The organism is Paracoccus sp. R12_2, assembly GCF_017744015.1.
GTDB lineage: Bacteria > Pseudomonadota > Alphaproteobacteria > Rhodobacterales > Rhodobacteraceae > Paracoccus.
The window spans coordinates 419,502-442,140 of the sequence record NZ_JAGHRA010000001.1; the positions used below are offsets into that span (position 1 = coordinate 419,502).

22 protein-coding genes are annotated in these 22,639 nt (G+C 63.4%); 12 read left to right on the top strand and 10 right to left on the bottom strand.

Annotated elements, in window-relative coordinates; genetic code table 11:
* Positions 1–82 precede the first annotated feature (82 nt).
* Genes J7359_RS01945 through J7359_RS01955 form a run of 3 tightly spaced genes read left to right on the top strand, consistent with a single transcriptional unit; the run spans position 83 to position 1,818 of the window.
* Positions 83–631, top strand: coding sequence for an FxsA family protein (locus tag J7359_RS01945; RefSeq protein WP_209054828.1), 549 nt, complete (start codon positions 83–85; stop codon positions 629–631).
* Between the two features lie 57 nt (positions 632–688).
* Entirely contained in the window at positions 689–1,201 is a 513-nt protein-coding gene (secB, locus tag J7359_RS01950; protein WP_209054829.1) for a protein-export chaperone SecB, read from the top strand.
* A gap of 11 nt (positions 1,202–1,212) precedes the next feature.
* Positions 1,213–1,818 (top strand): HD family hydrolase, encoded by a 606-nt coding sequence (locus tag J7359_RS01955; RefSeq protein ID WP_209054830.1) that lies wholly within the window; start codon positions 1,213–1,215, stop codon positions 1,816–1,818.
* A 58-nt stretch (positions 1,819–1,876) separates the two neighbouring features.
* On the opposite strand, the gene J7359_RS01960 is transcribed toward J7359_RS01955, so the two are convergent.
* The 3 genes from J7359_RS01960 to J7359_RS01970 all read right to left on the bottom strand — a co-directional run bounded on the left by J7359_RS01960 (position 1,877) and on the right by J7359_RS01970 (position 3,521).
* Complete coding sequence (locus J7359_RS01960) at positions 1,877–2,236, bottom strand: H-NS histone family protein (protein ID WP_247740106.1); 360 nt, start codon at positions 2,234–2,236, stop codon at positions 1,877–1,879.
* Positions 2,237–2,264: 28 nt separating this feature from the next.
* Entirely contained in the window at positions 2,265–2,819 is a 555-nt protein-coding gene (locus J7359_RS01965) for an ActR/PrrA/RegA family redox response regulator transcription factor (protein ID WP_209054831.1), read from the bottom strand.
* A 72-nt stretch (positions 2,820–2,891) separates the two neighbouring features.
* Entirely contained in the window at positions 2,892–3,521 is a 630-nt protein-coding gene (locus J7359_RS01970) for an SCO family protein (RefSeq protein WP_209054832.1), read from the bottom strand.
* Positions 3,522–3,611: 90 nt separating this feature from the next.
* Between J7359_RS01970 and J7359_RS01975 the strand changes: the two genes are divergently transcribed.
* Entirely contained in the window at positions 3,612–4,937 is a 1,326-nt protein-coding gene (locus tag J7359_RS01975; RefSeq protein ID WP_209054833.1) for an ActS/PrrB/RegB family redox-sensitive histidine kinase, read from the top strand.
* A gap of 67 nt (positions 4,938–5,004) precedes the next feature.
* Positions 5,005–6,600, top strand: a complete 1,596-nt coding sequence (locus J7359_RS01980; RefSeq protein ID WP_209054834.1) for a PAS-domain containing protein — start codon at positions 5,005–5,007, stop codon at positions 6,598–6,600.
* Between the two features lie 24 nt (positions 6,601–6,624).
* On the opposite strand, the gene J7359_RS01985 is transcribed toward J7359_RS01980, so the two are convergent.
* The 3 genes from J7359_RS01985 to J7359_RS01995 form a co-directional block, all read right to left on the bottom strand.
* Positions 6,625–11,103, bottom strand: a complete 4,479-nt coding sequence (locus tag J7359_RS01985) for a translocation/assembly module TamB domain-containing protein (RefSeq protein WP_209054835.1) — start codon at positions 11,101–11,103, stop codon at positions 6,625–6,627.
* Positions 11,103–12,965, bottom strand: a complete 1,863-nt coding sequence (locus tag J7359_RS01990; RefSeq protein ID WP_209054836.1) for an autotransporter assembly complex family protein — start codon at positions 12,963–12,965, stop codon at positions 11,103–11,105. The genes J7359_RS01985 and J7359_RS01990 overlap by 1 nt, the downstream gene beginning before the upstream one ends.
* A 115-nt stretch (positions 12,966–13,080) precedes the next feature.
* The gene (locus J7359_RS01995; protein ID WP_209054837.1) at positions 13,081–14,007 is read right to left on the bottom strand and encodes an ROK family protein; all 927 of its coding nucleotides are present in this window, start codon (positions 14,005–14,007) and stop codon (positions 13,081–13,083) included.
* Here J7359_RS01995 and J7359_RS02000 point away from each other — a divergent pair.
* On the top strand, positions 14,006–14,206 hold the full coding sequence (locus tag J7359_RS02000; RefSeq protein WP_209054838.1) for a hypothetical protein: 201 nt from the start codon (positions 14,006–14,008) through the stop codon (positions 14,204–14,206). The two genes, J7359_RS01995 and J7359_RS02000, sit on opposite strands and share 2 nt — an antisense overlap.
* A gap of 3 nt (positions 14,207–14,209) precedes the next feature.
* The gene (locus J7359_RS02005) at positions 14,210–14,638 is read left to right on the top strand and encodes a hypothetical protein (protein ID WP_209054839.1); all 429 of its coding nucleotides are present in this window, start codon (positions 14,210–14,212) and stop codon (positions 14,636–14,638) included.
* Here the strand turns inward: J7359_RS02005 and J7359_RS02010 are convergent, their stop codons facing one another.
* From J7359_RS02010 to J7359_RS02020, 3 genes are read right to left on the bottom strand one after another with little or no spacing between them, the layout of a single operon-like run.
* Positions 14,639–15,379 (bottom strand): amino acid ABC transporter ATP-binding protein, encoded by a 741-nt coding sequence (locus J7359_RS02010; RefSeq protein ID WP_209054840.1) that lies wholly within the window; start codon positions 15,377–15,379, stop codon positions 14,639–14,641. It lies immediately after the preceding gene.
* Complete coding sequence (locus tag J7359_RS02015) at positions 15,376–16,050, bottom strand: amino acid ABC transporter permease (RefSeq protein WP_209054841.1); 675 nt, start codon at positions 16,048–16,050, stop codon at positions 15,376–15,378. The genes J7359_RS02010 and J7359_RS02015 overlap by 4 nt, the downstream gene beginning before the upstream one ends.
* Positions 16,050–16,808, bottom strand: coding sequence for an amino acid ABC transporter substrate-binding protein (locus J7359_RS02020; RefSeq protein WP_209054842.1), 759 nt, complete (start codon positions 16,806–16,808; stop codon positions 16,050–16,052). Before J7359_RS02020 ends, J7359_RS02015 begins: the two co-directional genes overlap by 1 nt.
* 292 nt (positions 16,809–17,100) lie before the next feature.
* Between J7359_RS02020 and J7359_RS02025 the strand changes: the two genes are divergently transcribed.
* The 4 genes from J7359_RS02025 (at position 17,101) to J7359_RS02040 (ending at position 20,292) form a co-directional block, all read left to right on the top strand.
* Positions 17,101–18,069, top strand: a complete 969-nt coding sequence (locus J7359_RS02025; RefSeq protein ID WP_209054843.1) for a TRAP transporter substrate-binding protein — start codon at positions 17,101–17,103, stop codon at positions 18,067–18,069.
* 7 nt (positions 18,070–18,076) lie between these two features.
* The gene (locus tag J7359_RS02030; RefSeq protein ID WP_209054844.1) at positions 18,077–18,583 is read left to right on the top strand and encodes a TRAP transporter small permease; all 507 of its coding nucleotides are present in this window, start codon (positions 18,077–18,079) and stop codon (positions 18,581–18,583) included.
* Positions 18,576–19,865, top strand: coding sequence for a TRAP transporter large permease (locus tag J7359_RS02035; protein ID WP_209054845.1), 1,290 nt, complete (start codon positions 18,576–18,578; stop codon positions 19,863–19,865). Before J7359_RS02030 ends, J7359_RS02035 begins: the two co-directional genes overlap by 8 nt.
* Before the next feature lie 85 nt (positions 19,866–19,950).
* Positions 19,951–20,292 (top strand): DUF2853 family protein, encoded by a 342-nt coding sequence (locus J7359_RS02040; RefSeq protein WP_209054846.1) that lies wholly within the window; start codon positions 19,951–19,953, stop codon positions 20,290–20,292.
* Here J7359_RS02040 and J7359_RS02045 read toward each other — a convergent pair.
* Positions 20,283–20,906 (bottom strand): enoyl-CoA hydratase/isomerase family protein, encoded by a 624-nt coding sequence (locus J7359_RS02045; RefSeq protein WP_209054847.1) that lies wholly within the window; start codon positions 20,904–20,906, stop codon positions 20,283–20,285. The two genes, J7359_RS02040 and J7359_RS02045, sit on opposite strands and share 10 nt — an antisense overlap.
* Before the next feature lie 76 nt (positions 20,907–20,982).
* Here J7359_RS02045 and J7359_RS02050 point away from each other — a divergent pair, with 76 nt between their 5' ends.
* A complete protein-coding gene (locus J7359_RS02050) occupies positions 20,983–22,611 on the top strand; it encodes a DUF2125 domain-containing protein (RefSeq protein ID WP_209054848.1) in 1,629 nt (542 codons plus the stop codon).
* Positions 22,612–22,639: the final 28 nt, after the last annotated feature.

Here is a 22,639-nt window from a genome sequence, read left to right on the forward strand (position 1 = left end):
TGGTATCGTCGCTCTGCGTTACTATGTAGGGATCGGATCGGCGCAAGTCCAGTTTGTGCGCCCGTCGGGAAGGGGATTTCGCATGTGGCTTTTCTGGCTGTTCGTCGCGGTGCCGATCATCGAGATCGCGCTTTTCATTCAGGTCGGCGGACTGATCGGCCTGTGGCCGACGCTGGCGATCGTGGTCCTGACCGCCATCATCGGAACCACCCTGATGCGCAGCCAGGGCGCGCATGCATGGGGCGAGGTGCAGCAAAGCTTCAACGAGATGCGCGATCCCACCCGGCCGCTGGCCCACGGCGTGATGATCCTGATTGCGGGCATGTTGCTGCTGACACCCGGGTTCTTTACCGATGCGCTGGGACTGTCGCTGCTGATACCCGGCGTGCGCGATGCGGTCATGCGGCAGGTCGCCAAGCGCGTCCGGGTTGCGCGCTTCGAGATGAACAGTGCATCGATGCGGTCCGAGCCGCATCGCCCGCCCTACGGCGACGGCGTCATCGACGGCGATTATGTGGTCGAAGAGGATGATCCGCGCACGGCCCGCCCACAGACGCCGCCGGATCTTCCGCCCGAGCTGCCGCATGATCCGCCGGGACGGCGCGGCGGATCTGGCTGGACGCGGCATTGAGGCCACCATGCGCGCCTGATAGAAGCTGTCGCAAGTCCGAACTTGCGAGGAAAGATCATGGCTGACGAAAACACCCCGAACGGCGAGGCGCAGGCGCAACCTCAGGTGCGCATGCAGATCCTTGCACAGTATATCCGCGACCTGTCATTCGAGAACGCGGTCGCGACCAAGGGCGCGCCGCAGGGCGACGTGCAGCCCGAAATGACCGTTCAGGTCAGTCTGGACGCCCGCAAGCGCCAGACCGAAAACCAGTACGAGGTGATCTCGAAGTATCGGGTGACATCGACCAACAAGAGCGACGGGCAGACCATGTTCCTGGCCGAGCTGGATTACGGCGGCGTCTTCCACATCGACGGCGTTCCGGAAGATCAGTTGCATCCGTTCCTGATGATCGAATGCCCGCGCATGCTGTTCCCGTTCGTGCGGCGCATCGTGTCGGACCTGACCCGCGACGGTGGTTTCCCCCCGTTCAACATGGATCCGGTCGATTTCGTCGCGTTGTATCGTCAGGAACTGGCGCGCCGGGCGCAGGCGCAGCAGGGCGCGCCCGCAGATCAGAAACTGTCCTGACGGCGGCGCCCATGCCGCCGCGATCCCGGCGGGCCTGGCAGCGCATGCTGTCGGGCCGACGCCTTGACCTGCTGGACCCGACCCCCTTCGACATCGAGATCGAGGACATCGCCCACGGGCTTGCCTTCGTCGCGCGCTGGAACGGCCAGACACGGGGCGACTGGCCCTATTCCGTCGCCGAACACTCGATGCTGGTCGAAGACATCTTCGCGAAGATGAACCCCGGCTGCGACGTGGCATGGCGGCTTGCCGCGCTTTTGCACGACGCGCCGGAATATGTGATCGGTGACATGATTTCACCGGTCAAATCGGCGCTGGGACAGGAATATGGCGCCATGGACGAAAGACTGACGGCGGCGATCCACAGACGCTTTGGACTGCCCGCTGCTCTGCCGGTCGCCATCAAGAAGAAGATCAAGAAGGCAGACCGTATTTCGGCAAGACTTGAAGCGGTTCAGATCGCCGGCTTCACAGAAACAGAGGCGAAGAAGCTTTTCCCGCTGGAAAGCGCAGGGATCGTGTCCGAGCTTTCACTTACATTGCGCCCACCTGCGGATGTGCGCGCTGCGTTTCTTGAACGCTTCAACAATTTGATCCGATCAATCGACAAAAGCTAAACTCAGGGTTGTGCCTTATTGGCAAGAAGGCCGTTACTACGGCCTTCTTGCTGACATATCAGATCAGCAAATCGTCCAGCTCTTTTCCCTTTTCGAGATTTTCCTGAACCCAGCGCGGCTTACGCCCCCGTCCGGTCCAGGTCATCGTCGGGTCTTCGGGATTGGCATATTTCGGCGGGACGGTTCCGGAACGACGCGGCTTTCCGCCGGTCAGTTCCGCCAGATTGAAGCCATGCTCGCGGGCAGCTTCCTCGATCGCAACCAGAGCCTCGCGGCGCTTACGATCCTCGTAGGAATTGATCGCCCGATCAAGTTTCGCGCGAAGATCCCGCATTTCCTTTAGCGTCATCTTATCGAAGTCTACGTTCATTTCTTGGGTTCCAATTCGTCTTGATAATTCGAGAACTATATCAGCCAAGAAAAGTTTCAACCTAATATTTTCGTAACTATCTCGGCCCGCGTTTGGCAAGAATTCGCTGAAGTGTGCGTCTGTGCATGTGCAAACGGCGCGCTGTTTCACTGACATTCCGGTCGCATTGTTCGTAAACACGTTGAATATGTTCCCATCTCACGCGATCGGCGGACATCGGGTTTTCCGGCGGCGGCGGCAACAATTCGCCGGATGCCAGCAATGCCGACGTTACGTCATCTGCGTCGGCGGGCTTGGCCAGATAATCCGTCGCCCCCATCTTGACCGCAGCGACGGCCGTCGCGATGGCGCCGTATCCGGTCAGAACGATGATCCGCGCGTCCTCGCGGGCCTCGCGCAGGGCCTCGACCACGTCCAGCCCGCTGCCATCCTCAAGCCGCAGGTCGATCACGGCGAAGGCAGGTGCCGCCTCGCCGATCAGGCGCAGGGCATCCGTCACGCTCAGCGCGGTCCTTGGCTGAAAACCTCGTTTTTCCATCGCGCGTCCCAGCCGCGTGACGAACAATTCGTCGTCATCCACCAGCAAAAGAGACGGGTCCGGCCCGATCTGGCCGTCAGATTGATCATCCATGACATTTCCTCGCATGCCGTCCTGTCGTGGCATGTTTGGGCGGGAATACACGTCAGTGCAAGAGAATGCGGGTCAGGCGGCCGCGTCCAGGAAGCAACCCAGCTTGTCCGCCATCTCGGCCGGAGAAGTATCGCGCGGAAAATACTCGACCGTGCGATTGCCCGGCATGACCAGGTAGGTATTGGTCATGTGATCGACCAGATAATACTCATCGTCCTCTTCGTCATTGACCTTGTAGTAATTGCGCCAGCCCTTGTTCACTGCCGCGATTTCCTCATCGCTGCCGGTCAGGCCGATCATGTCGTCCGAAAACAGATCGGTGAAATCGGCAAGAACCTCGGGCGTGTCGCGTTTGGGATCGACGGTCACGAAGACAAGCTGAACATCCTCGCCCTGCTCGGCCAGAATTGCCTGCGCCTCGGCGTTCCGGGCATTGTCCAGCGGACAGACATCAGGGCAGAACGTATATCCGAAATACAGAAGCGATGGTTTGGTGAAAACCTGTTCGGCGGTGACGCGCTGCCCGTCCTCGGCGGTCAGCGTGAAATCGGTTCCGAAACTGTCCAGCCCGCCCGCAACGGTGCCCGCGCGACATTGGGCGAACTGATCCCCGCCGGACCCGGCCGACAGGTAAACGCCACCCGCGACAAGGACGGCGACTGCGGCGGCGGTTCCGATCATCAGCAGCTTGCGGTCGGCCATGGCTCTTTCCTCGGTGTTGGTCGTTGCGCGCATTGATCGCCGATCCGCGGACGGGTATCAAGGCGCGCAATGTCGCAGCGGGAGACGCAGATGAGCGCGCCGAACGGACAGATCCCTCCCGAACCCTCCGGCAACAAGGCGGCCGGGGCCGAACCGATCCGGATGCGGACCCTGGTTCTGCTGCGCTGGGTGGCGATCGGCGGCCAGCTTTCGGCGGTAATCGCGGCCTGGGCGATGGGCCTCGAGTTCGCGCGGGTGCCGGTGCTTTCACTGATTGCCGCGGCCTGTGCGGTCAACACCTGGCTTTGGCTGAATCCGCCACGCCGCGTATCGCCGCACCGTGCGGTGGCGCAGCTTGCCTTCGATCTGGTCCAGATTTCGGCCTTGATCGCATTGACCGGCGGGATGTCGAACCCCTTCGCGCTGTTGATCCTGGCGCCGGTCACGGTCGCCGCGACATCGCTGAATGCACGGCAGACGGTCGCGATGGGCGCGGCGACGATGGTAATGATTTCGCTTGTCGCGGTGCTTGCGGTTCCCCTGCATGATGCACATGGCGATCAGTTGAAGCTGGCGCCGATCCTGACGCTGGGTCACTGGTTCGCCCTGGTCATCGGCGTGGCGTTCTTTGCGGGCTACGCGCATCGGGTGACGGCCGAGGTGGCGGCGACATCGAACGCGCTGTTCGCCACGCAGATGGCACTTGCGCGTGAACAGCGGCTGCAACATCTGGGCGGGGTCGTCGCCGCCGCCGCGCACGAGATGGGAACACCGCTGGCAACGATCAAGCTGATTGCAGGGGAACTGGCCGACGAGTTGCGCGACCGGCCGGAACTGCGCGACGATGCCTTGGCATTGCGCGAATCCGCCGACCGCTGCGCCGGCATCCTGCGCAGCATGGGTCAGGCCGGCAAGGACGATCTGCTGCTGCATGCCGCACCCTTGCGCGCCGTGCTGGAAGATGCCGCCGCCCCCCATGCAGAGCGTGGTCCCCTGCTGCAGATCATCGCGGAAGGCCCAAGCATCCGGCGCGATCCCGCGATCATTCACGCGCTGCGTAACCTGATCCAGAACGCCGTGGACTTCGCCCAGTCACGGGTGGTGATCGAAGCCGAAATCAGCGGCAGCCATCTGACCGTGACGATCCGCGATGACGGGCCAGGCTATCCGCCCGCACTGTTGCAGCGCATCGGTGATCCGTATCTGACCAGCCGCCGTGGTGGCGCGCAACGCAAGGGTTACGAGGGGATGGGGCTGGGCCTGTTCATCGCCAAGACGCTTCTGGAACGCTCGGGCGCGCGTGTTGGGTTCGCCAATGGGGGCCCGGGCGCGGTCGTCACGGTGCGCTGGCCGCTGTCGCGCATTATTGCGGATCAGCGCGGTGCCCTTGGCGACAATCCTATGCAGTCGGTCTGATATTGCCTTAACCTTTCATTAAGGCTGACCGGACTAATGTCGGCGAAATGACCGGAGGCAGGATTCTGTGGCGTTCGAAGGTTGGTTCGTGGTGCTGACGGCACTTGCTGCCGGGACCGTTTCGGTTCTGGCGGCGATCGGGTTTCTGCGTCTGTGGGACCGGCACCGCGCCGGTGCCGCGATCCGCTTGCGCGGGGACCGGCTGGAACCACGATTGCAGCCGATGGTATTCCTGTTCCGCGACCGCCGGCTGGTCGATGCGACGGCGCCTGCGCGCGCCCTGCTGAGCCGCGTCGCTGGCCCCGACGATGACTGGGGCAAGCTGCAGCAATGGATCGGTCCACGCTTTCCCGATCTGGACGGCGATCTGGAGAGGATCAGCCGGACCGGGCGGATCGACATCCAAGGCACCCGCGGCACCGGCAGCGCAGCCTTGCGCCTGACGGTCGAGGATCTTGGTCAGTCCCTGCTGCGGATCGCCGTTACCGACCCCGAGGCGGATCATGCTGGGATCGTTGTCGATTCCATGTCGCAACAGGCCATGGAAGAGGAATTGGACCTGTTGCGGCGGGCTTTGGACCAGACCCCCATGCTGGTCTGGCGCCAGGACGCCGACGAACGGGTGACCTGGGCGAACGCGGCGTATCTGCGGCGCGCCGAGGCGCGGGTCGATGGCGAACTTGGCTGGCCGCTGCCTCGGCTGCTGGACACCCCCAAACCGGTGCCGGGTGCGGGAACGGCAACGCGACGCGCAGCGCTGGACGATAACGGCATCGTCTCATGGTATGACTGTCACAGCCACCGGATCGGCGATCAGACGATGATGTTTGCCCTTCCCGCCGATGCTGCGGTGAGGGCAGAGCGCAGCCTGAGGGAATTCGTTCAGACCCTGACCAAGACATTTGCCGATCTTCCGATCGGCCTGGCGATCTTTGACCGGCAACGAAATCTGCAATTGTTCAACCCGGCGCTGATCGACCTGACCGGCCTGCCGACCGGTTTCCTGACCGCAAGGCCGACGCTGTTCGACCTGCTCGACAAGCTGCGCGAATTGCGGATGGTGCCCGAACCCAAGGATTTCCGCAGTTGGCGTCAGCAGATGGCCAAACTGGAAAGCGCCGCCGCCACCGGTCACCATGCCGAGACATGGTCCCTGCCCGGTGGACAGACCTATCGCGTGACTGGCCGTCCGCATCCCGATGGTGCGGTGGCGTTCCTGTTCGAGGACATCACCTCGGAAGTATCACTGACCCGCAAGTTTCGCGCCGAATTGCTGCTTGGGGCGCATGTGCTTGACGGAATCGAAGACGCGCTTGTGGTCTTTGCACCGAACGGCCAGGCGCTGATCCACAATCAGGCCTATCGCAGTCTTTGGGGTGACAAGGCTGAAACGCTTGCCTCTGCCATCGACCAATGGGAATCGAAGATCGCTGCGGGTCCGGGCTTCGAAGCCTTGCGGGCCAGGTTGACCGGCAGCGCAGAAGATGCCCGCGACAGCGGCGCGATGGTCGGTCCCGATGGTTCATTGCTGGGATGGAGTGTGTTGCGTCTGAACGGCGGCCGTCTGATGTTGCGCTTCCGTGGCCCCGAGGCGATGCGCGACGGGGTGGCGGCAGAGATCGACAGTATCTCTGATCTGGTCAGTGCGGTCGGGGCAGACTGACCCCGACCGATCCGAAATCCCTGATCAGTAGTCGCGCTCGAAATAGATGCCCAAGGTGTTGTCGCCATCGCTGCCGACCGAACCGCGCGCGCGCAGCGTCTCGGAGATGTCGAGATTGAGATTGATCGTGCTTTTTCCATCATCGCCGACCGAGACATCGGTATAGACATTCTCTGACAGATATTTCCCGGCGCGAACCTGCACGTTGCCGTCATCGTCGGTCTGCAGGTCAAGATCATCCAGCCCGACCTGGTTGCGCAACCGGCCCACGATCCCCTCGCCGCCACGTCCGGCAAGAACCGCCAGCGCGTTTGCAAGCTGTGCGGCCTGCAGCGGACTGATATTGTCCAGACCACGCCCGAACAGCAATTGTGACAGAACCTCTTCCTCGGGCATCTCGGGCGAGGATTCGAAACTGATTTCGGGGTCGCGCGCCTCGCCGTCGATGATGATGCGGGTCGTGACGCCATCCTGACTGGTCTGTGCGACAAGCCGGATCACAGGCATCATGCTGCCTTGCAGCTCGACCAGCCCCTCGGTCAGATCGAAGCGTTTGCCCAGAAGATCGACCCGCCCGCGGATCAGTTGGAAATGCCCGATCGGCACGACGTTGCGGGTGGTGCCCTGAACCTGCAATTCCCCGCCCATTTCCGCATCGACGCCACGGCCCCGGATGAAGATCCGGTTCGGGGCGTTGATCTGCAGATCCAGACGCGGCGGGTTCGCCGGCGGGGTCGAAGCCGGTCCGCCCATTCCGGCATCGCGAGATGCCGCGCTGGGATATTCTTCCAGTCCGGCCTTGGCGCGCGTGGCCCGCATCGGGCGCGTATCGTCCACATGACGTATCTCGGGTATCGACTTGGCGCCGCCCATCCCGGTCGAGGGAATGCGGATCTCGGTTTCGCCCAGCGTGATGCGGCCAGAGATCAGCGGCCCCGCCTGCATCTGCCCCGCAAAGCCGACCTGCCCACTTATCTCGGTCTGGTACAGGTTCGGATCGCGCGCCACGACGCGATCCAGCCGCACATCCAGATCAACATTTCCGCCGGCAAGATCGAGGGGACCGCGAACCGTGATCCGGCCGCCCGCGGCGACATTGGCCGCGGCGTCAATATTTATGCTGCCGCGCTGGAATCCGGCCGTGACATTCATCTGCTCAAGCCGCAATCCCAGTCCCGGTTCGGACAATTCGCCGCCCTGCAGGACGACCTGACCGCCAAGCGCCTGCAATCCCGGCGGTCCCTGAAGGGTCAGGTCCAGCCGCAGCGGTCCCTCGATCGTGCGGGTGCGGACAAACCCGTTGGCGATCGAGGCATTGCTGGTTCCGCTGATCGACAGATCGGTCGTCGAAAAGTTGCGCGCCGCCGAGCCTGAGACCCGGATATTGGTCTGACCGGGTGCAGTCGCTGCCAGATCGACCACGAAGTTCGCGCCAGCCTCGCGGATGGTGCCGTTCACCGTCGCGGGTCCGGGCAGTTGCGGCTGAATCTGTCCAAGGTCGTTCAGCCGGGCCTGCACGTTCAGGCCGCTGGCCGTATCACCGCTGGCATCAACCCGCAGTTGCGGGTTCGTGATATCGACGCGCTGGATCGACAGCCCGCTGGCCGATTGCGTGGCCGCCAGATCGAAATTCGTCTGGCCCCGCAGCAGCGGATCGACCTTTGGCTGCCCGACGGACAGGCCGCTGGCCGTGCCCCGCGCAGTAATCCGGCGCAGATCGTTTTCTTCCACCAGCCGCGCATCGGCACGCACCGCGCCGTTGATCCCGTTGCCCAGGAATCGCAGGTCGCCGGCGTTCAGGGTCGCGCTCAGATCCGTCTGGCCGCCACCGACCTTGCCGGTCGCGCTGCCGGTCAGGCGCGGGTTCTCGACCTGTGCCTGTTCGATCGTGAAGACACCGTCGCTTTCAGTCGCAGTCACCTGCAGGCGCGTCTCGCCCGCCAGCGCACCGTCGATCTGGGCCTGCCCGAACGCCAGGTCCCGGCCCGTTCCGGCAAGCTGCAGCCTGCGCACCCCGTCACCCGCCTCGCGGAAACTGCCATCTACATTCACCGCACCACGCCAGCCGGGGCCCATGAATGCCAGTGATCGCGCGTCGATGGTCGCGGCGATATCGGTAACCCCCTCGCCATAGGTGCCATCAGCCGTCACTTCCAGCTGATCGTTGGTCAATTCCACGTCCCGCAGGGTGATGACGCCCGATTTCTCCTCGGCCTGTACCGTCAGGCGGGTGGTGCCGGTCAGCGCGCCATCGACGTTCTGTTGCCCAAGGCTGAGATTCTGTCCCGTTCCGGTCAGATCGACGAAACGCGTGCCGTCCTGTTCGGACAGCTTCGCACGAGCCTGGAAATCGCCGGACCAGTCAGGGCGGATCGCGCCCAGATCGAACAGCTCGAACTGGGCTGTCGCATCCAGCGCACCGGCGGCAAAACTGCCTTCGCCCTCGGCCTTCAACTGGGGATTGGCCAGTTGGAATGTCTCAAGCTGATAGGCACCGTCCTGGGTCTGACCCGCGATCACCGCAAGGTTCGTGCGGCCCTGAAGCGCGTTGTCCAGTGCCTCGATGCCAATCCTCAGGTCGTCGGCTTCGCCACTGACGCTCAGCCTGCGTTGCCCGCTAGCACCGTTCAGTTTTGCCTCGGCCTGCAACGAACCGGCATAGGCGGGATCCGCCGATTCCAGGGACGGCATCGAAATCTGCGCGGTCACGTCGCTGGACAGGCTGTTCAGATACCCCTGCGCCTCGGCGGTCAGACCCTGCGCATCGACGGAAAACCGGGTGATCTCGATTCCGGCTTCGTCGCGACGTGCCCCAAGCCGGATCTTCGAGTCACCCTCCAGCAGTCGGTCAAGCTGGGGCTGGTTCAGGGCGATGTCGGTTCCGGTGACCTCGGCCTGCAAATCGAAACTGCGGTTCAGGACCCTGTAATAGCCGCTGGCGGAAAGGTCCGCGGCGCCGGTAATGTCCCGTCCGGCCAGCGCCGACAGACGGCCCAGATCGTCATAGCCCGCATCGACATCCACAGACAGCAGGAACCCGCCCGACAGGCCCGACAGCAGGAAATAGCCCGACAGCCCGTAATCCGTGCCGTCAAGCGTCAGTTCCTGAACCTCGAACGCATGGCCGGGTGTGAAATCGAAATTCGCCCTGCCCTCGACCTGCTCGCCGACGGCCTGCGCCATCGCGGGATCGTCGAATCCAAGCTGTCGGCCGCCGAAATCGATCTGCCCGGTGACCCCGGCAAGGGCTCCGTTCTGGGTGGCGATCTCGCCCGAGCCGTCCAAGGTAAGCGCACCGATCCGCATGTCCCCCTGATCCAGTTCGCCGACCCGACCGGTCAGCGTCCAGCCCTGCCCCTCGGCCGCATCGAAATGCAGATCCAGCTTGCCGGATTCCACCGTGGCATTGTCTGCGCCCGGCAACGCCACCGGTATCTGGGTGGCATTCGCGTCGCGACCCAGAAGGATCTGAAGATCCAGATTCTGCGGCGCCGATTGCGCGTTGGTCGCCATCGAACCTGCAACGGACAGCGCCTCGGTGTCGATCTTCAGTTCCGGAAGGTCGATCCGGCCATCCTCGCCGCGCCAGCCGCGTGCCAGAAGCTGGGTGTTCTGACCGAAGAACGTCCGATCCTCGGGCGGCAGCAGCGTTGCCACATCACCCCCCAGTTCCAGCCGGAACGCCGTTCCCGGACTGCCGTCCTCGCCCGGCGCGGCATTCGCGCTGGCCTGCCCGGTGACACGGGGCTGGCCATTCGTCGCGAGGCTGATATCGGCGGTGAAGTCCTGAACCGCGCCCTCGCCAGTGATCTGCGCGGAAACCGAGGGTCTGTCGTACAGGTCGACCAGGTTGACCAGCAGCCCATCCGCCGCCTCGTCCAGAGACAGGTTCAGACGCAAAACCTTGGTTTCGTTCGCGTATCCCGCGTCCAGGACGAATTCGCCGCGCGGTCCGTCGAGCCGGTCGATGGTCAGGTCGACATCGCCTTCGCCACCGGCAAGGCTCATGCTGCCGGACAGGCTGATGGCGGCTTCGACACCGATCACCGGCGCGCCCAGTTCGACCCGTTCGGCGTCGATCTGTTCAATGTTGATCGATACCGGCAGTTCGGGCAGGGCAAACTCGGTCGCCTCGGCCTTGGGGGCATCCCCGCCGGCCGCAGGCAGACGCGGCAGCAGGATTTCCGCCGCCGACAGTTCCGCGATGCTGACCCGGCCGCGCAGCAACGCGGCCCGGTTCCACTGGATCGCGCCGTCCTGCAGCGTCAGCCAGACCCCCTCGGTGTCCGCAATCGTCATCCGGTCAAAGGTCGCACGCGACGACAGCGCGCCTTGAAACCCGTCGATCGTCACCTGCCGACCGGTGCCCGACAGGTTCTTTTCCAGAAGTCGTGTCAGGAATCCACGATCGTCATCAACCTCTTCCGAGATATCGGCCGCGCTTTGCGCCAGCACGATGGCCGGGAACAGCACTGCAAAGAATATCGTGACCAGTCTGCGCATCAGAATGCCTGCCCCAATCCCAGATAAAGCTGCACGCCATCGTCGGTGTCGCCGTTTCCGACCGGCGCGCCGATGTCGAAGCGCAACGGCCCGATGGGCGTCGCATAGCGCACCCCTGCCCCTGCCCCGGCATGCCAGCGACTGACACCGCCCCACGCATCTTCGGTCCAGACACGGCCATAATCGGCGAACAGAACCAGCCCGATCTTCTCGCGCACCTGAAAGCGGAACTCGGCACTGGCATTGGCCACGCTCATCCCGCCGGTCTTGATCGGCCCGTCGGGGCCGACGATCTCGTTCACGCCAAGCGACTGATAGGATTGCCCGCGCACCGTGCCGCCACCGCCCGAGAAGAACAGATACTCGCGTGGCGTGTTCTGGATCTCGCTGCCCAGAATCGTGCCGATCCGGGCGCGTCCGGCCAGGGTGAACCTGTCATCCTCGCCCATCGAATGATAGGCGCGCCCCTCGCCCAGAAGCCGCGCCCCGGAATCGGTGTCATCGAACCCCTTGAAGGGCGTCGCCTCTGCGCTGAGGTAATAGCCCCGCTTGGCGTCCGTCGGCTCGTCCCGGCGGTCCCAGGTCACGTCCATCGGGAATGCCAGCGCCTTGAAATCGCTGGTTTCTCCCTGATCGTTCACCCTGGACTGGAAATACTGGATCGCAAGATCGGCGGTCAGGCGGTCGCTGAAGATGTGGTTGAAACCCAACGCGATGCTGCCCGAGTCCGAATCGTAATCCTCTTCGCGCATCCGGGCGAGTTTCGTCTCGATATAGGCCGTCGTGTCGGGTGTGATCGTGGCCGGCCGGTCGATGCGCAGCGTCAATTCTTCGTCCCGACCGCTGGTGTCGGACCCGATATCGGACATTTCCGCATCGATGCGCAGCCGTTCGCCGCCGCCAAGCAGATTGCGATGCATCCAGTAGGCCGAAACCTGTGCGCCATCGGTGGTCGATATCTCGAATCCGGCACCGATGCGGCGCGGCTTCTGTTCAACCACCGTCAGATCGACATCAAGCGTGTCGTTGGCATTCAGATACTCTGCCTCTTCCAGCGTGATCGCCGAAAACACGCCGGTGCGCCGAAGACGCTTGCGCACCGTTTCAAGATCCTCGGGGTCGAAAGCCTGGCCTTCGGGGAACCCCGCGATCTTGCGCAGGCGCCGCGGGTTCATGCGGTCATAGCCGGAAATGCTGAGCTTGCCGAAGGTGACGGCGGGACCGGGCGCCAGCGCGATCCGGCTGTCGATCGTGTTGACATCGTGATCTGCGACAATCTCTTGCCCGCCGACGTCAGCCTTGGCGTGACCGTAGTTTCGCCAGCCTTCGACGCCCGCAAGCGCCGCCGACTTGATCGTGCCGGTGCCGCCTGTCTCGCCCCTGGCATATTCGCTTGGGATATCGCTTTCGGGGGCGACGGGCGCGATCTGGGCACGCGAGAACTTGAACACCGGTCCCGGATCGACCGTGACAACGACCGCATTCACGACCGAGGGCGCGTCCAGCGGCGCAATCTCGGCAGCCTCGACCCCATCAAGCGTGATGTAGATCAGCGCCGAATAATGGCCTTCGTCGTAAAGTGCGCCAAGGATCCGGGCATAGTCGGCGCGCGCGGCGGCCAGCACGTCCTGTCCGGTGGTGCGCCCTTCCTGCAGGGCACCCGCCACCAAAGAGGTGTTTCGTATGGTTTTCTTCAGATCGCCGTCGTCGCCCTGGACGCGGATATCCAGCGACACCGGGCCTTCGGCCTCGCTGCTGCCGCCAAACAGCCCCGAAAACGGAGACGACGACTGCCCCAGCGCCATTCCGGCAAAACCGAGGGCCGTAGACACGATCAGTCCCGCCCGAAGATAAGCCCGCATCATTCCTGCCCTGCCATGCTCGCTTTGCAGCGAGTTGAACAGGAATGAGGCGTGAATTCCAGCAATTCATTCGGGAATGGCAGGCAAACCACCACCTTTCGCCGATGTGTGGCGCTTACGACAAAGCGGCAAGACAGCCGTGCAGCGCCGCCATGTCGTCGCGGATCAGGAAGATCGGCGTATTCTCGGGGATATGGCGCATAAAGGGATCGTCCAGAAAGCCGCGCTGGAAAATATCGACTCGGTCGGCAATGCTGCGCCCGACGCTGCCGGCGAGGAACAACCCCTCAAGCGGCATGAACCGCAGCGCCAGTTCACGACAAAGCTGTCCGACCATCTCGGTGAACAGGTCATAGGTCTCGATGGCCTGCGCATCGCCGGCGGCTGCGGCGCGGGCGATGTCCTCGCTGCGGATCGGGTCTGTTCCGGTGCGGGCGGCATGCAGGCGCGACAGACCGCGCCCCGCAAAGGTTTCCTCGGTCGAGGTGAACTGCGTTGCCGCGTCGTCCCCCAGCAGGCGCACAAGACGTTGATAGATATTGGCGGGAAGATTGGTGTGACCCTCTTCCGCCTCCAGCGCCGTGATCGCGCCGCCCTGCAGGACGCGCACCGCGCAGACATTGAAGCCGGTGCCCAGTCCGACTACCAGCGCCTGTCCGTTGCGGGCACGATCCTCTGGTGCGTCGCGCAGCATCGCGACCCCGTCGCCATGAAGGGCAGGGGTTGCGTAACCCAGCGCGGTCAGATCGTTGATCAGCCGGACCTGATCGGCATCGGTCAGCCGGGCCAGGCGGTCCTCGTCGAAATCCCAATCGCGGTTTGTCAGTTGCGCCTTGCCGCCGCTGACCGGTCCTGCGACCGCGATGCAGACCGACGTGATGCGCGGCTGGTCCTGTTCCTGCAGAAAGCGGCGCACCACGTCGTCGAAACTGGTGAAATCGTCGCCGCGAAACCGGGTCACGGTTTCCTCGTCGATCACCTGATTCCGTGCGATCGCCAGTCGGGCATTCGTTCCGCCCACATCCCCAAGAAGCATCGCCATGGCCGTTCCCCGCACGCTGTTCGCCGTGTTTCATTCACTAGGGCAGAATATCCGACTTTTCGAGAGGGCGCATGATAGCGGAAACGTCTTTCTTGCGGCCATCGACGATGACGGTTGGCCGCCAACCTTGCCGTTCGCAGGAACTTCGCCCCGCGCCGATGCGTTTTCTGGTCGAACGATGACAAAGGGAAAGGTCTGAACCATGGCCCGCATCGCAAACCGTATCGCACGCCTGACGATTGCCGGCAGCCTTGCACTGCTGACCGCAGCGCCGGCCCTTGCCGTATCACGCGCCGATCAGCCGGTGCAAAGCTGGTCGGCCATGCAGGGCATCGACGTGCCGGAACTGCTGGATCAGGCGCAGGACATGCCGACATCGGACATGGCGCTGGGTGATCAACCTTACTGTGCCGACAACCCCGAGATCCGCCAGACATTGCAGCACGACTTCGCCGAACAGCCCGTCGATTCGTCGCATGCCGGCACGCAGCTATGGGCGTCCGACCAGATGGGCACATGGACCCTGGTGGCGCCGCGCGCTGACCAGACAAGCTGCATCATCGCCTCGGGGATCGGCTATCATCCGGAAAAGGATGTCGAGGTTTATTACCAGACCGCAGGCCTGAACTGATTAACCCACGCGCCGCAGGAAGCTGCGCGTGCGATCGTCCTGGGCATTGCCGAAGATCTGGCCGGGCGGCCCCTGTTCAACGATCCGTCCACCTTCCATGAACACGACGCGGTCCGCGATTTCACGCGCAAACTGCATCTCGTGCGTCACGATCAGCATCGTCTGCCGCCCATCCGCAATCTTCCGGATCAGGTCCAGAACCTCGCCCACCCATTCGGGATCAAGGGCGCTGGTCGGTTCATCAAACAGCATCAGATCGGCGTCCAGCGCCATCGCACGCCCGATCCCCACGCGTTGCTGCTGTCCGCCCGACAGGCCTGATGGATAGCTGTCGCCGCGATCGCCCAGACCGATCTGGGTCAGGATCTGGTCGGCGCGATCCTGTGCCTTTTCCTTCGACCAACCGCGAACGGTCGTCAGACCCTCCATGATGTTCTGGCGCGCCGTCATGTTGGCAAACAGCGCATAGCCTTGAAAAACGAACCCCGTCCGCCGGCGCAGTGCAAGGATCTGGGCGTTGCCGGCCTTGGCGGCATCGACCGTCAGATCGCCGATGGCGATTTTTCCCTGATCCGGCCGGTCCAGATAGTTCAGGCAGCGCAGCAAGGTCGATTTGCCGGTGCCCGAAGGGCCGATGATCGCCACGCGCTCGCCCGGTTTCAGGCACAGGTCTATCCCGTCCAGAACGGTGTTGGCTCCGAACCGCTTGACCAGCCCGCTGACGTCGATTTCGCAACTCATCGCGCCACCGCCTTTCCAAGATGCGCTTCCATCCGGCGCTGACCCACCGACAGCACCTCGACGATGGCCCAGTAGAACAGCGCGACGACCAGAAACGCCTCGAGATAGAGGAAGCTGCCGGCAGCCTCTTTCTGCGCGGCACCCATCATCTCGGTCACGCCAAGGGTGAACGCCAATGAAGTGCCTTTGATCATGTCGATGAAATAGTTCATCAGCGTCGGCGCCGCCACGCGGGCGGCCTGCGGCAGAATGATCCGCCGCAGCAACTGGCCCTGGGTCATGCCGATGGACTGCGCCGCCTCCCACTGGCTGCGATCGACGCCAAGGATCGCGCCGCGGATGCTTTCGGCCATATAGGCCGAAAAATGCATCGTCAGCCCGAAGATCGCGGCGGTCACGCCATTGATGCTGGTCAGAAAGCTCAGCATCTGGGGCAGCCCGTAATAGAACAGGAACAACTGCACCAGCAGCGGAGTCCCCCTGAAAAAGCTGATGAACACCGCCACGACCCGGTCCAGGATCGGCACGCGAAGAACCCTCACGATGGCAAGGATCGCAGCCAGAACCAGCGCGGCGATCATCGAGATGACCGCCATGAACAGGGTCAGGGGAACATACCCGGCGATCACCGGCACCAGATCCCACATATAGGCGATGTCCAGCGGGCGCATTATTCGCCGTCAGCCGGTTGCGTCACATCGGCATCCAGCCATTTCTGCGAGATCTCGGCCAGCTTGCCGTTTTCCTTCAGCGTCGTGATCGCGGCATCGACCTTGTCGCGCAGGGCTTGCCCGGCCTCGTCGTTGCGAAACGGCAGGGCGTTCCGGATCTCGTCGAAGGGCTTTCCGGCCAGTGCCAGCGGCAGCGGGCTTTTCGCGATCACCTGCGCCGAGGATACGCGGTCCATCACGAAGGCATCGACGCGACCCAGCGCGGTGTCCTGTTCGATATTGCTTTCATAGGTGCGGATGTCGATCTGGTCGGCATAGGGCAGGTTGCGCAGCAACTCTTCGAAATTCGAGCCCAGATTGACCGCCACCGATTTGTCTTTAAGGCTTTCCGGGCCAGTGATCTGGTCTTCGTTCCCGGCTTTCACGACAACCTGCGCACCGTCATAGACATAGGGCTGGGTGAACGCGAATTTCGCCTCACGATCCGGGGTGATGGTGATCTGATTGGCGATCGTGTCGATCCGGCCCGATTCCAGCGCGCCGATAAGTCCGGAAAAGGACATGGTGACGAATTCGACATCATCGCCCGTCTCGGCGCCGATGGCGTTCAGGAAATCCACCTCGAAGCCCTGCAATTCGTCGGTTCGGGTGAAGGTGAACGGAAAATAGCCGCCGGACATGCCGACGCGGATCGTCTCGGCTGCCGCGGGCAGGGCGGTGGTCAGGGCGAGGATCGCTGTCAGGATCGTCTTGCGCATGGGAAACTCCTTTAAATCTTCGCCCACTAGATGCGGCCTTGAACCAGATGCGACAACCTGCGCGGGGCAGGGCCTGCAAAATAAGAACAGCGTCGAAGGGCTGGCCGCAAGAGATGGAACGGATCCGTTCCAGAAAAGCCGCAAACCGGGAATTTGTTCCGGCCCATATTGCCGGATTTATAATTTTCGGAACACGTTCCCGACCCAGAAACGCCAAGGGAGGCGGGTTCCGGGTCATTGCGCTTTACCTGCATGTCGCGCAAACTCTGCCCGAAACGAGGGAGGAAACCAGATGAAGCACCTGTATGCCGCCGCGCTGATCGGTGCGGCCGTCGCCGCGCCCGCAGCCGCGCAAGAGATCAAGATCGGCTACGCGCTGGCCGAGGATAGTCATTACGGCGTGGCCGCCAAGGCGTTCGAGGAATCGCTGAAAGGCAGCTTGGGCGACCAGTTCACGTTCCGCCATTTCCCGTCATCGGGTCTGGGCGGCGAACGGGAAGTGGTCGAAGGCATTCAGCTTGGCACCGTCGAGATGACCATCGTTTCGACCGGCACGCTGTCGAACTTCGTGCCCCAGGTCGGCGTCTTCGACGTGCCATTCCTGTTTACCAGCCTTGATCACGCGCGGAAGGTCCTGGACGGCGAGATCGGTCAGGACATGCTGGCAAAATTTGATGACGCCGGTCTGCACGCGCTGGCATGGGGCGAACAGGGCTTCCGTCACATCACCAATAATCGCGGCGCGATCCAGACGCCCGCCGACACCGAGGGTCTGAAGATCCGCACGATGGAGAACCCGGTTCACATCGAGGCGTTCAAGGCGCTTGGCGCGGCACCGACCCCGATGGCATGGCCCGAGGTGATCGGCGCGCTGCAGCAAGGTGCGATCGACGGGCAGGAAAACCCGTTGTCGGTGATCGTTTCGGCCAAGCTGAGCGAGGTTCAGAAATACCTGACGCTTGATGGGCATGTCTATTCGCCGGCGGTCATCCTGATCTCGCCCGCGCTGTGGGGTCAGCTGGACGACGACCAGAAGGCCGCATTCGATCAGGCCGCCGCCGACGCAGTCACCGCGATGCGCGGCTATGTGGACGATGTCGAGGCGTCCGGCGTGGCCACGCTGAAAGAACAGGGGATGGAGGTCAACGAGCTGTCGCCCGAGGAAAAGGCGGCATTCCGCGACGCGCTGGCCGAGCCCTACAAGGATTACGAGGCCCAGTTCGGCAAGGAACTGATGGACCGTATCCAGGCCGCCGAATAACGGCACGATGCGCCGTATCGAACGCGCATTCGTCATCCTGAACGGCACCGCCGTCATCGCGGGACTTGCGTTGATGGCGGTGGTGGTGGGCTGGAACGTGGCCGCCCGCTATCTGTGGGCGGGCGCGCTGCCGTGGGCTGACGAAGTAGCGCGCTATACGATGATCTGGCTGACATTTCTGGGCAGCGGCCTTGCCCTGCGCGAGGGCGCGCATGTCGCCATCGCCAACGCGCAAGAGGCGCTGCCCGGCCCCGCGCAGCGTGGGCTGCGCTGGCTGATCCTGCTGATCCTGTTCTTCTTCTTCGCGTTCATGGTGTGGGTCGGCATTGACTATATGAGCCGCATGGCGATCCAGAAATCCGCCGCGCTGCGGCTGCCGATGAAATGGGTCTATGCGGCCATGCCCACGGGGTTCGCGCTGATGATCCTGCATCTTGCGCTTGTCGCGCCACGCTATCTGCGGGCCGGATTCCAGGCGACGGAACAGGCAACCGACGAGGCCGTTCGTGGTTGAGATCCTGATCGCGGCGTTCCTGATCCTGATGCTGATCGGCGTGCCGGTCGCCTTTGCGCTGGCGCTGGCCGCATTTGCCGCCGTTGGCCTTGGCGGACATTATCCGCTGGTCGTCGTCGTGAAGGAGATGTTCACCGGGCTGGACAGCTTTCCCCTGCTGGCAGTGCCGTTCTTCATCCTTGCCGCAGAGATCATGTCAACGGGCGCGATCTCTGCGATGCTGCTGCGCTTTGCCTCGCAGTTCGTGGGTCACCTGCGCGGCGGGCTGGGCTATGCCAACGTGCTGACCTCGACGCTGTTTGCGGGGATTTCGGGATCGGCACTGGCCGACGCAGCCGGGCCGGGCGCGATGATGGTGCGGATGATGGAAAAGGGCGGCTATGACCGTGCCTATGCCGGGGCGCTGACCATCGCGACATCGGTCGTGGGTCCGATCATTCCGCCCTCGATCACCATGATCATCTATGCTCTGCAGGACCGGAACGTGTCGGTCGGATCGCTGTTCATGGCGGGTATCCTGCCGGGGCTGCTGATTTCGCTGGTAATGGCCGGGGTCAACTGGTGGATCAGCCGCAAGCGCGGATATCGCAGCGCCGAGGCGCGGCCGCATCTGCGCCAGATGGTCCGCAACACGGTCGCGGCGCTGCCCGCGCTGGCCCTTGTGGTGCTGATCGTTGGCGGCATCCGGGGCGGCGTCTTCACCCCGACCGAGGCTTCGGTGATCGCGGTGGGATACGCGATCGTCGTCAGCGCGGTCATCTATCGCGGGTTCACGCTGCGGGATCTGTGGGGCGCGTTCTGGCGGGCGGGCATCATGTCGGTCGCCGTGCTGATGATCCTGGCTGCGGCGCGGGCCTTTGCCTGGGTGCTGATCATCGAGGGCGTGCCGCAGGCCATGGCCGACGCGGTGATCGCGATGAACCTGTCGCCCATCGCCTTTCTCTTGATGGTCAACCTGCTTCTGCTGGTTTTCGGCATGTTCATGGACCCGCTGCCGGGGGTGATGATCCTTGTGCCGATCCTTGCCCCCATCGCGCACAGCCTTGGGATCGCCGCCGATCATTTCGCCATCGTGGTGATCGTCAACCTGACCTTCGGCCTGATGACGCCCCCGGTCGGTGGGCTGATCTTCGTCGTCGCCTCGGCCACCCGGCAGCGTCCGTCCGAACTGATCCGCGAATTGCCGCCATTCTTCGTGGCCGCCATCGCGGCGCTGTTGATCCTGACCTTCGTTCCGGCGCTGTCCACGTGGCTGCCCGGGATCAGCGGGTTCGCGCGCTGAGCATGGGCAGAACTGCGGACTTGATAAAAATGCCCTTGCCCAGCATTCTTTCAACCATTGAAAACAGGTCCGGGGGACATGGGACATGGGAAAGCGCGACGATCTGATCGCGAAATACGCGGCCGATATTCAGGACAAGCTGGGACAGGCGCCCGACATGGACCTGCTGACAAAGGTGACGATCGGTTGCGGGCCGTCGATCTATGACGACGACGCCTCGACCGTCGCTTCCAGCGACGACGCCGAGCTTGAGCGGATCAAGTCCAGCTATCTGATGAAGAAGCTTGGCCTGCCTGACGGCCCGAACCTGATGGAAGGTATCAATGCGGTGATCGACGCATATGGTCGGTCCAACCGGAACAAGTATCGCGCCGTGGTCTATTACCTGCTGTGCCGTCACTTCGGCAAGGAATCTGCCTATCTCTGACCTGCCATCGCCTTGATGGCGGTGACGTGATCGGGCGTGGCCGCCAGACAGTCGGCGACCAGCGCCTCGGCATGGCGCATCAGATCGGTCGGCCGCACGATGCGGTCGATCAGGCCCCATGACAGTGCCTCGGGCGCCTCGATCCTTTCGCCGGCCATCAGGATCATCCGCGCGCGCGACGGACCGACAAGCTGTGTCAGGCGGCGCGGGTCGCTGGGTTGTGGCAGGAATCCCAGCTTCATGACCGGATAGAAGAACTTCGCGTCAGGCACGGCGATCCGCAGGTCACAGGCCAGCACCATGCCGAACGCACCGCCCGCCAGCGTGCCGTTCAGCGCGGCGATGGTCAGGCAGGGCATCGTCGCCATCCGCGCCGACAGCCTTTCCCATTCGGGCGACTTCGCCAACCCGGCTTTTGCTTCGTCCAGATCGGCCCCGGCCGAGAAGACCCTGCCGGTCCCGGTCAGGATCAACGCCCGGCTTTCGGGATCGGCGGCGGCGTCATCCAGCGCGGCAGTCAGATCGCGCAGCATCGCCTCGGTCAGGGAATTGGCCTTGTCGGGCCGGTCGATCACCAACAGCGTCAGACCGCCGCGCCGTTCGTTTCGGATCACGGAATGTTCCCTTTCCCTTGGCGCGCCGCTGTGTCAGACATTCGGCAGTTTACTGGCATTTCGAAAGGTATCCGGCATGTTTCGTTCGCTTGCAACCTCGGCCGTGGCGCTGATTGCCGCCGCATCGCCCGGCCTGACAGAGGTGACCCCCGCGCAGGTCTGGGATGACCTGGCCAGATCCTATACCGACATGGGCTACGAGGTGACGGTCGGCAGCCGTGACGAGGCAGGCGATACGCTGAGCCTGTCAGACGTGACCGTCTCGGTCGATGGTGAAACCAGCGATGTCAGCTTTGCCATTCCGGGCATCGTTCTGCGTCAGACCGGCGACGCGAAGGTGCGGACGGTCATCGAAGGCGAGATCACCGGCGAGGCGGTCGCCGAAATGCCCGATCAGGACGACACCAACATGCAGTTCCTGATGACCATGCCCGGCAACGAGATGCTGTCTTCGGGCAGCGCCGATGACATGCTGCACGAGATGAGCTATCCCGAGCTGACGCTTGCCGCACGTTTCGGCGCACAGCCGGAGGATGCCGGGGCGGCACAGGACATGCCGTTGCGGATCAGCCTTGCAGATGTCGCCGGAACCTATCGCAACACCAAGGCCGCCGACGGCACCGACACCACCTACGACATGACAGCAGGCAATCTGGATCTGGCGATCGAGATGACGGATGTTGCCGCCGACGATCAAGACGGCGCGTCGGCGGGCAGCCTCAGCGCCCGGAGCGTGGTTGACGGGCTGACCATGACGGGGCGCATGAAGACGCCGTCCGGCCAGATGGACATGACCGACAACCTGCATGTCGCGTTGAAGGACGGGCTGCGCATCGACGGCAACTTCGCGATGGGCCCGATGACCGGCAGCGCCGAATTCTCGGGCACCGATGCCGAAGGCGTGCAGAAATCGGGCGACGCCACCTTCGGCTCGGACAGCAGCGAATTGTCGGTCGTCATGTCCCGCGATGCGCTGATCTATCGTGGCAGCGCCAAGGGCACCCGGGCCGAGATGAACATCGCGGATCTGCCGTTCCCGATCAGCTATGCCGTTGAAAGCGCCGCGGGCGGCCTGACCCTGCCGATCTCGAAGTCGGACGAATCCCAACCCTTCAAGTTCGACTATGCGCTGGCCGGTCTGACGCTTGCGGACGGGATCTGGAACCTGTTCGATCCGAACGGCCAACTGCCGCGCGATCCGGCCAGCCTGACCATCGACATCGAAGGCATGGCAAAGGTCAGCGAAGATCTTCTGGATCCGGCGATGGCGCAGCGGATGGAAGAGGCGGCGGAAGCGCAGGCACAAGCGCAGCAGCAGGCCGAGGCGGCACCGGACGCCGAAGACGGCGCAGCAGCACCCGCGGACGTTCCGCCGATGCCCTCGCCGCTGCGGCCCGAGACCGTGCGGATCAACCAGTTCACGCTGGACGCGGTGGGTGCGAAGGCCGATGTCACCGGCGATCTGACCATTCCCGAAGGCGCCGAGCAACCGGTCGGCAAGGTCGAGGGCAGCTTTGCGGGCATCAACACGCTGCTGGACACGCTGGTGTCGATGGGTGTGGTCCCGCAGGAACAGGTGATGGGCGCGCGCATGATGATCGCCATGTTCGCCCGTCCGGCGGAAGGTGATCCGAACACCCTGAAGACCGAGCTGGACTTCCGCGAAGACGGCTCGATCTTTGCGAACGGCCAGCAGGTCAAGTGACCTGAAGCGCGCAGGGGCAGGGACCGGA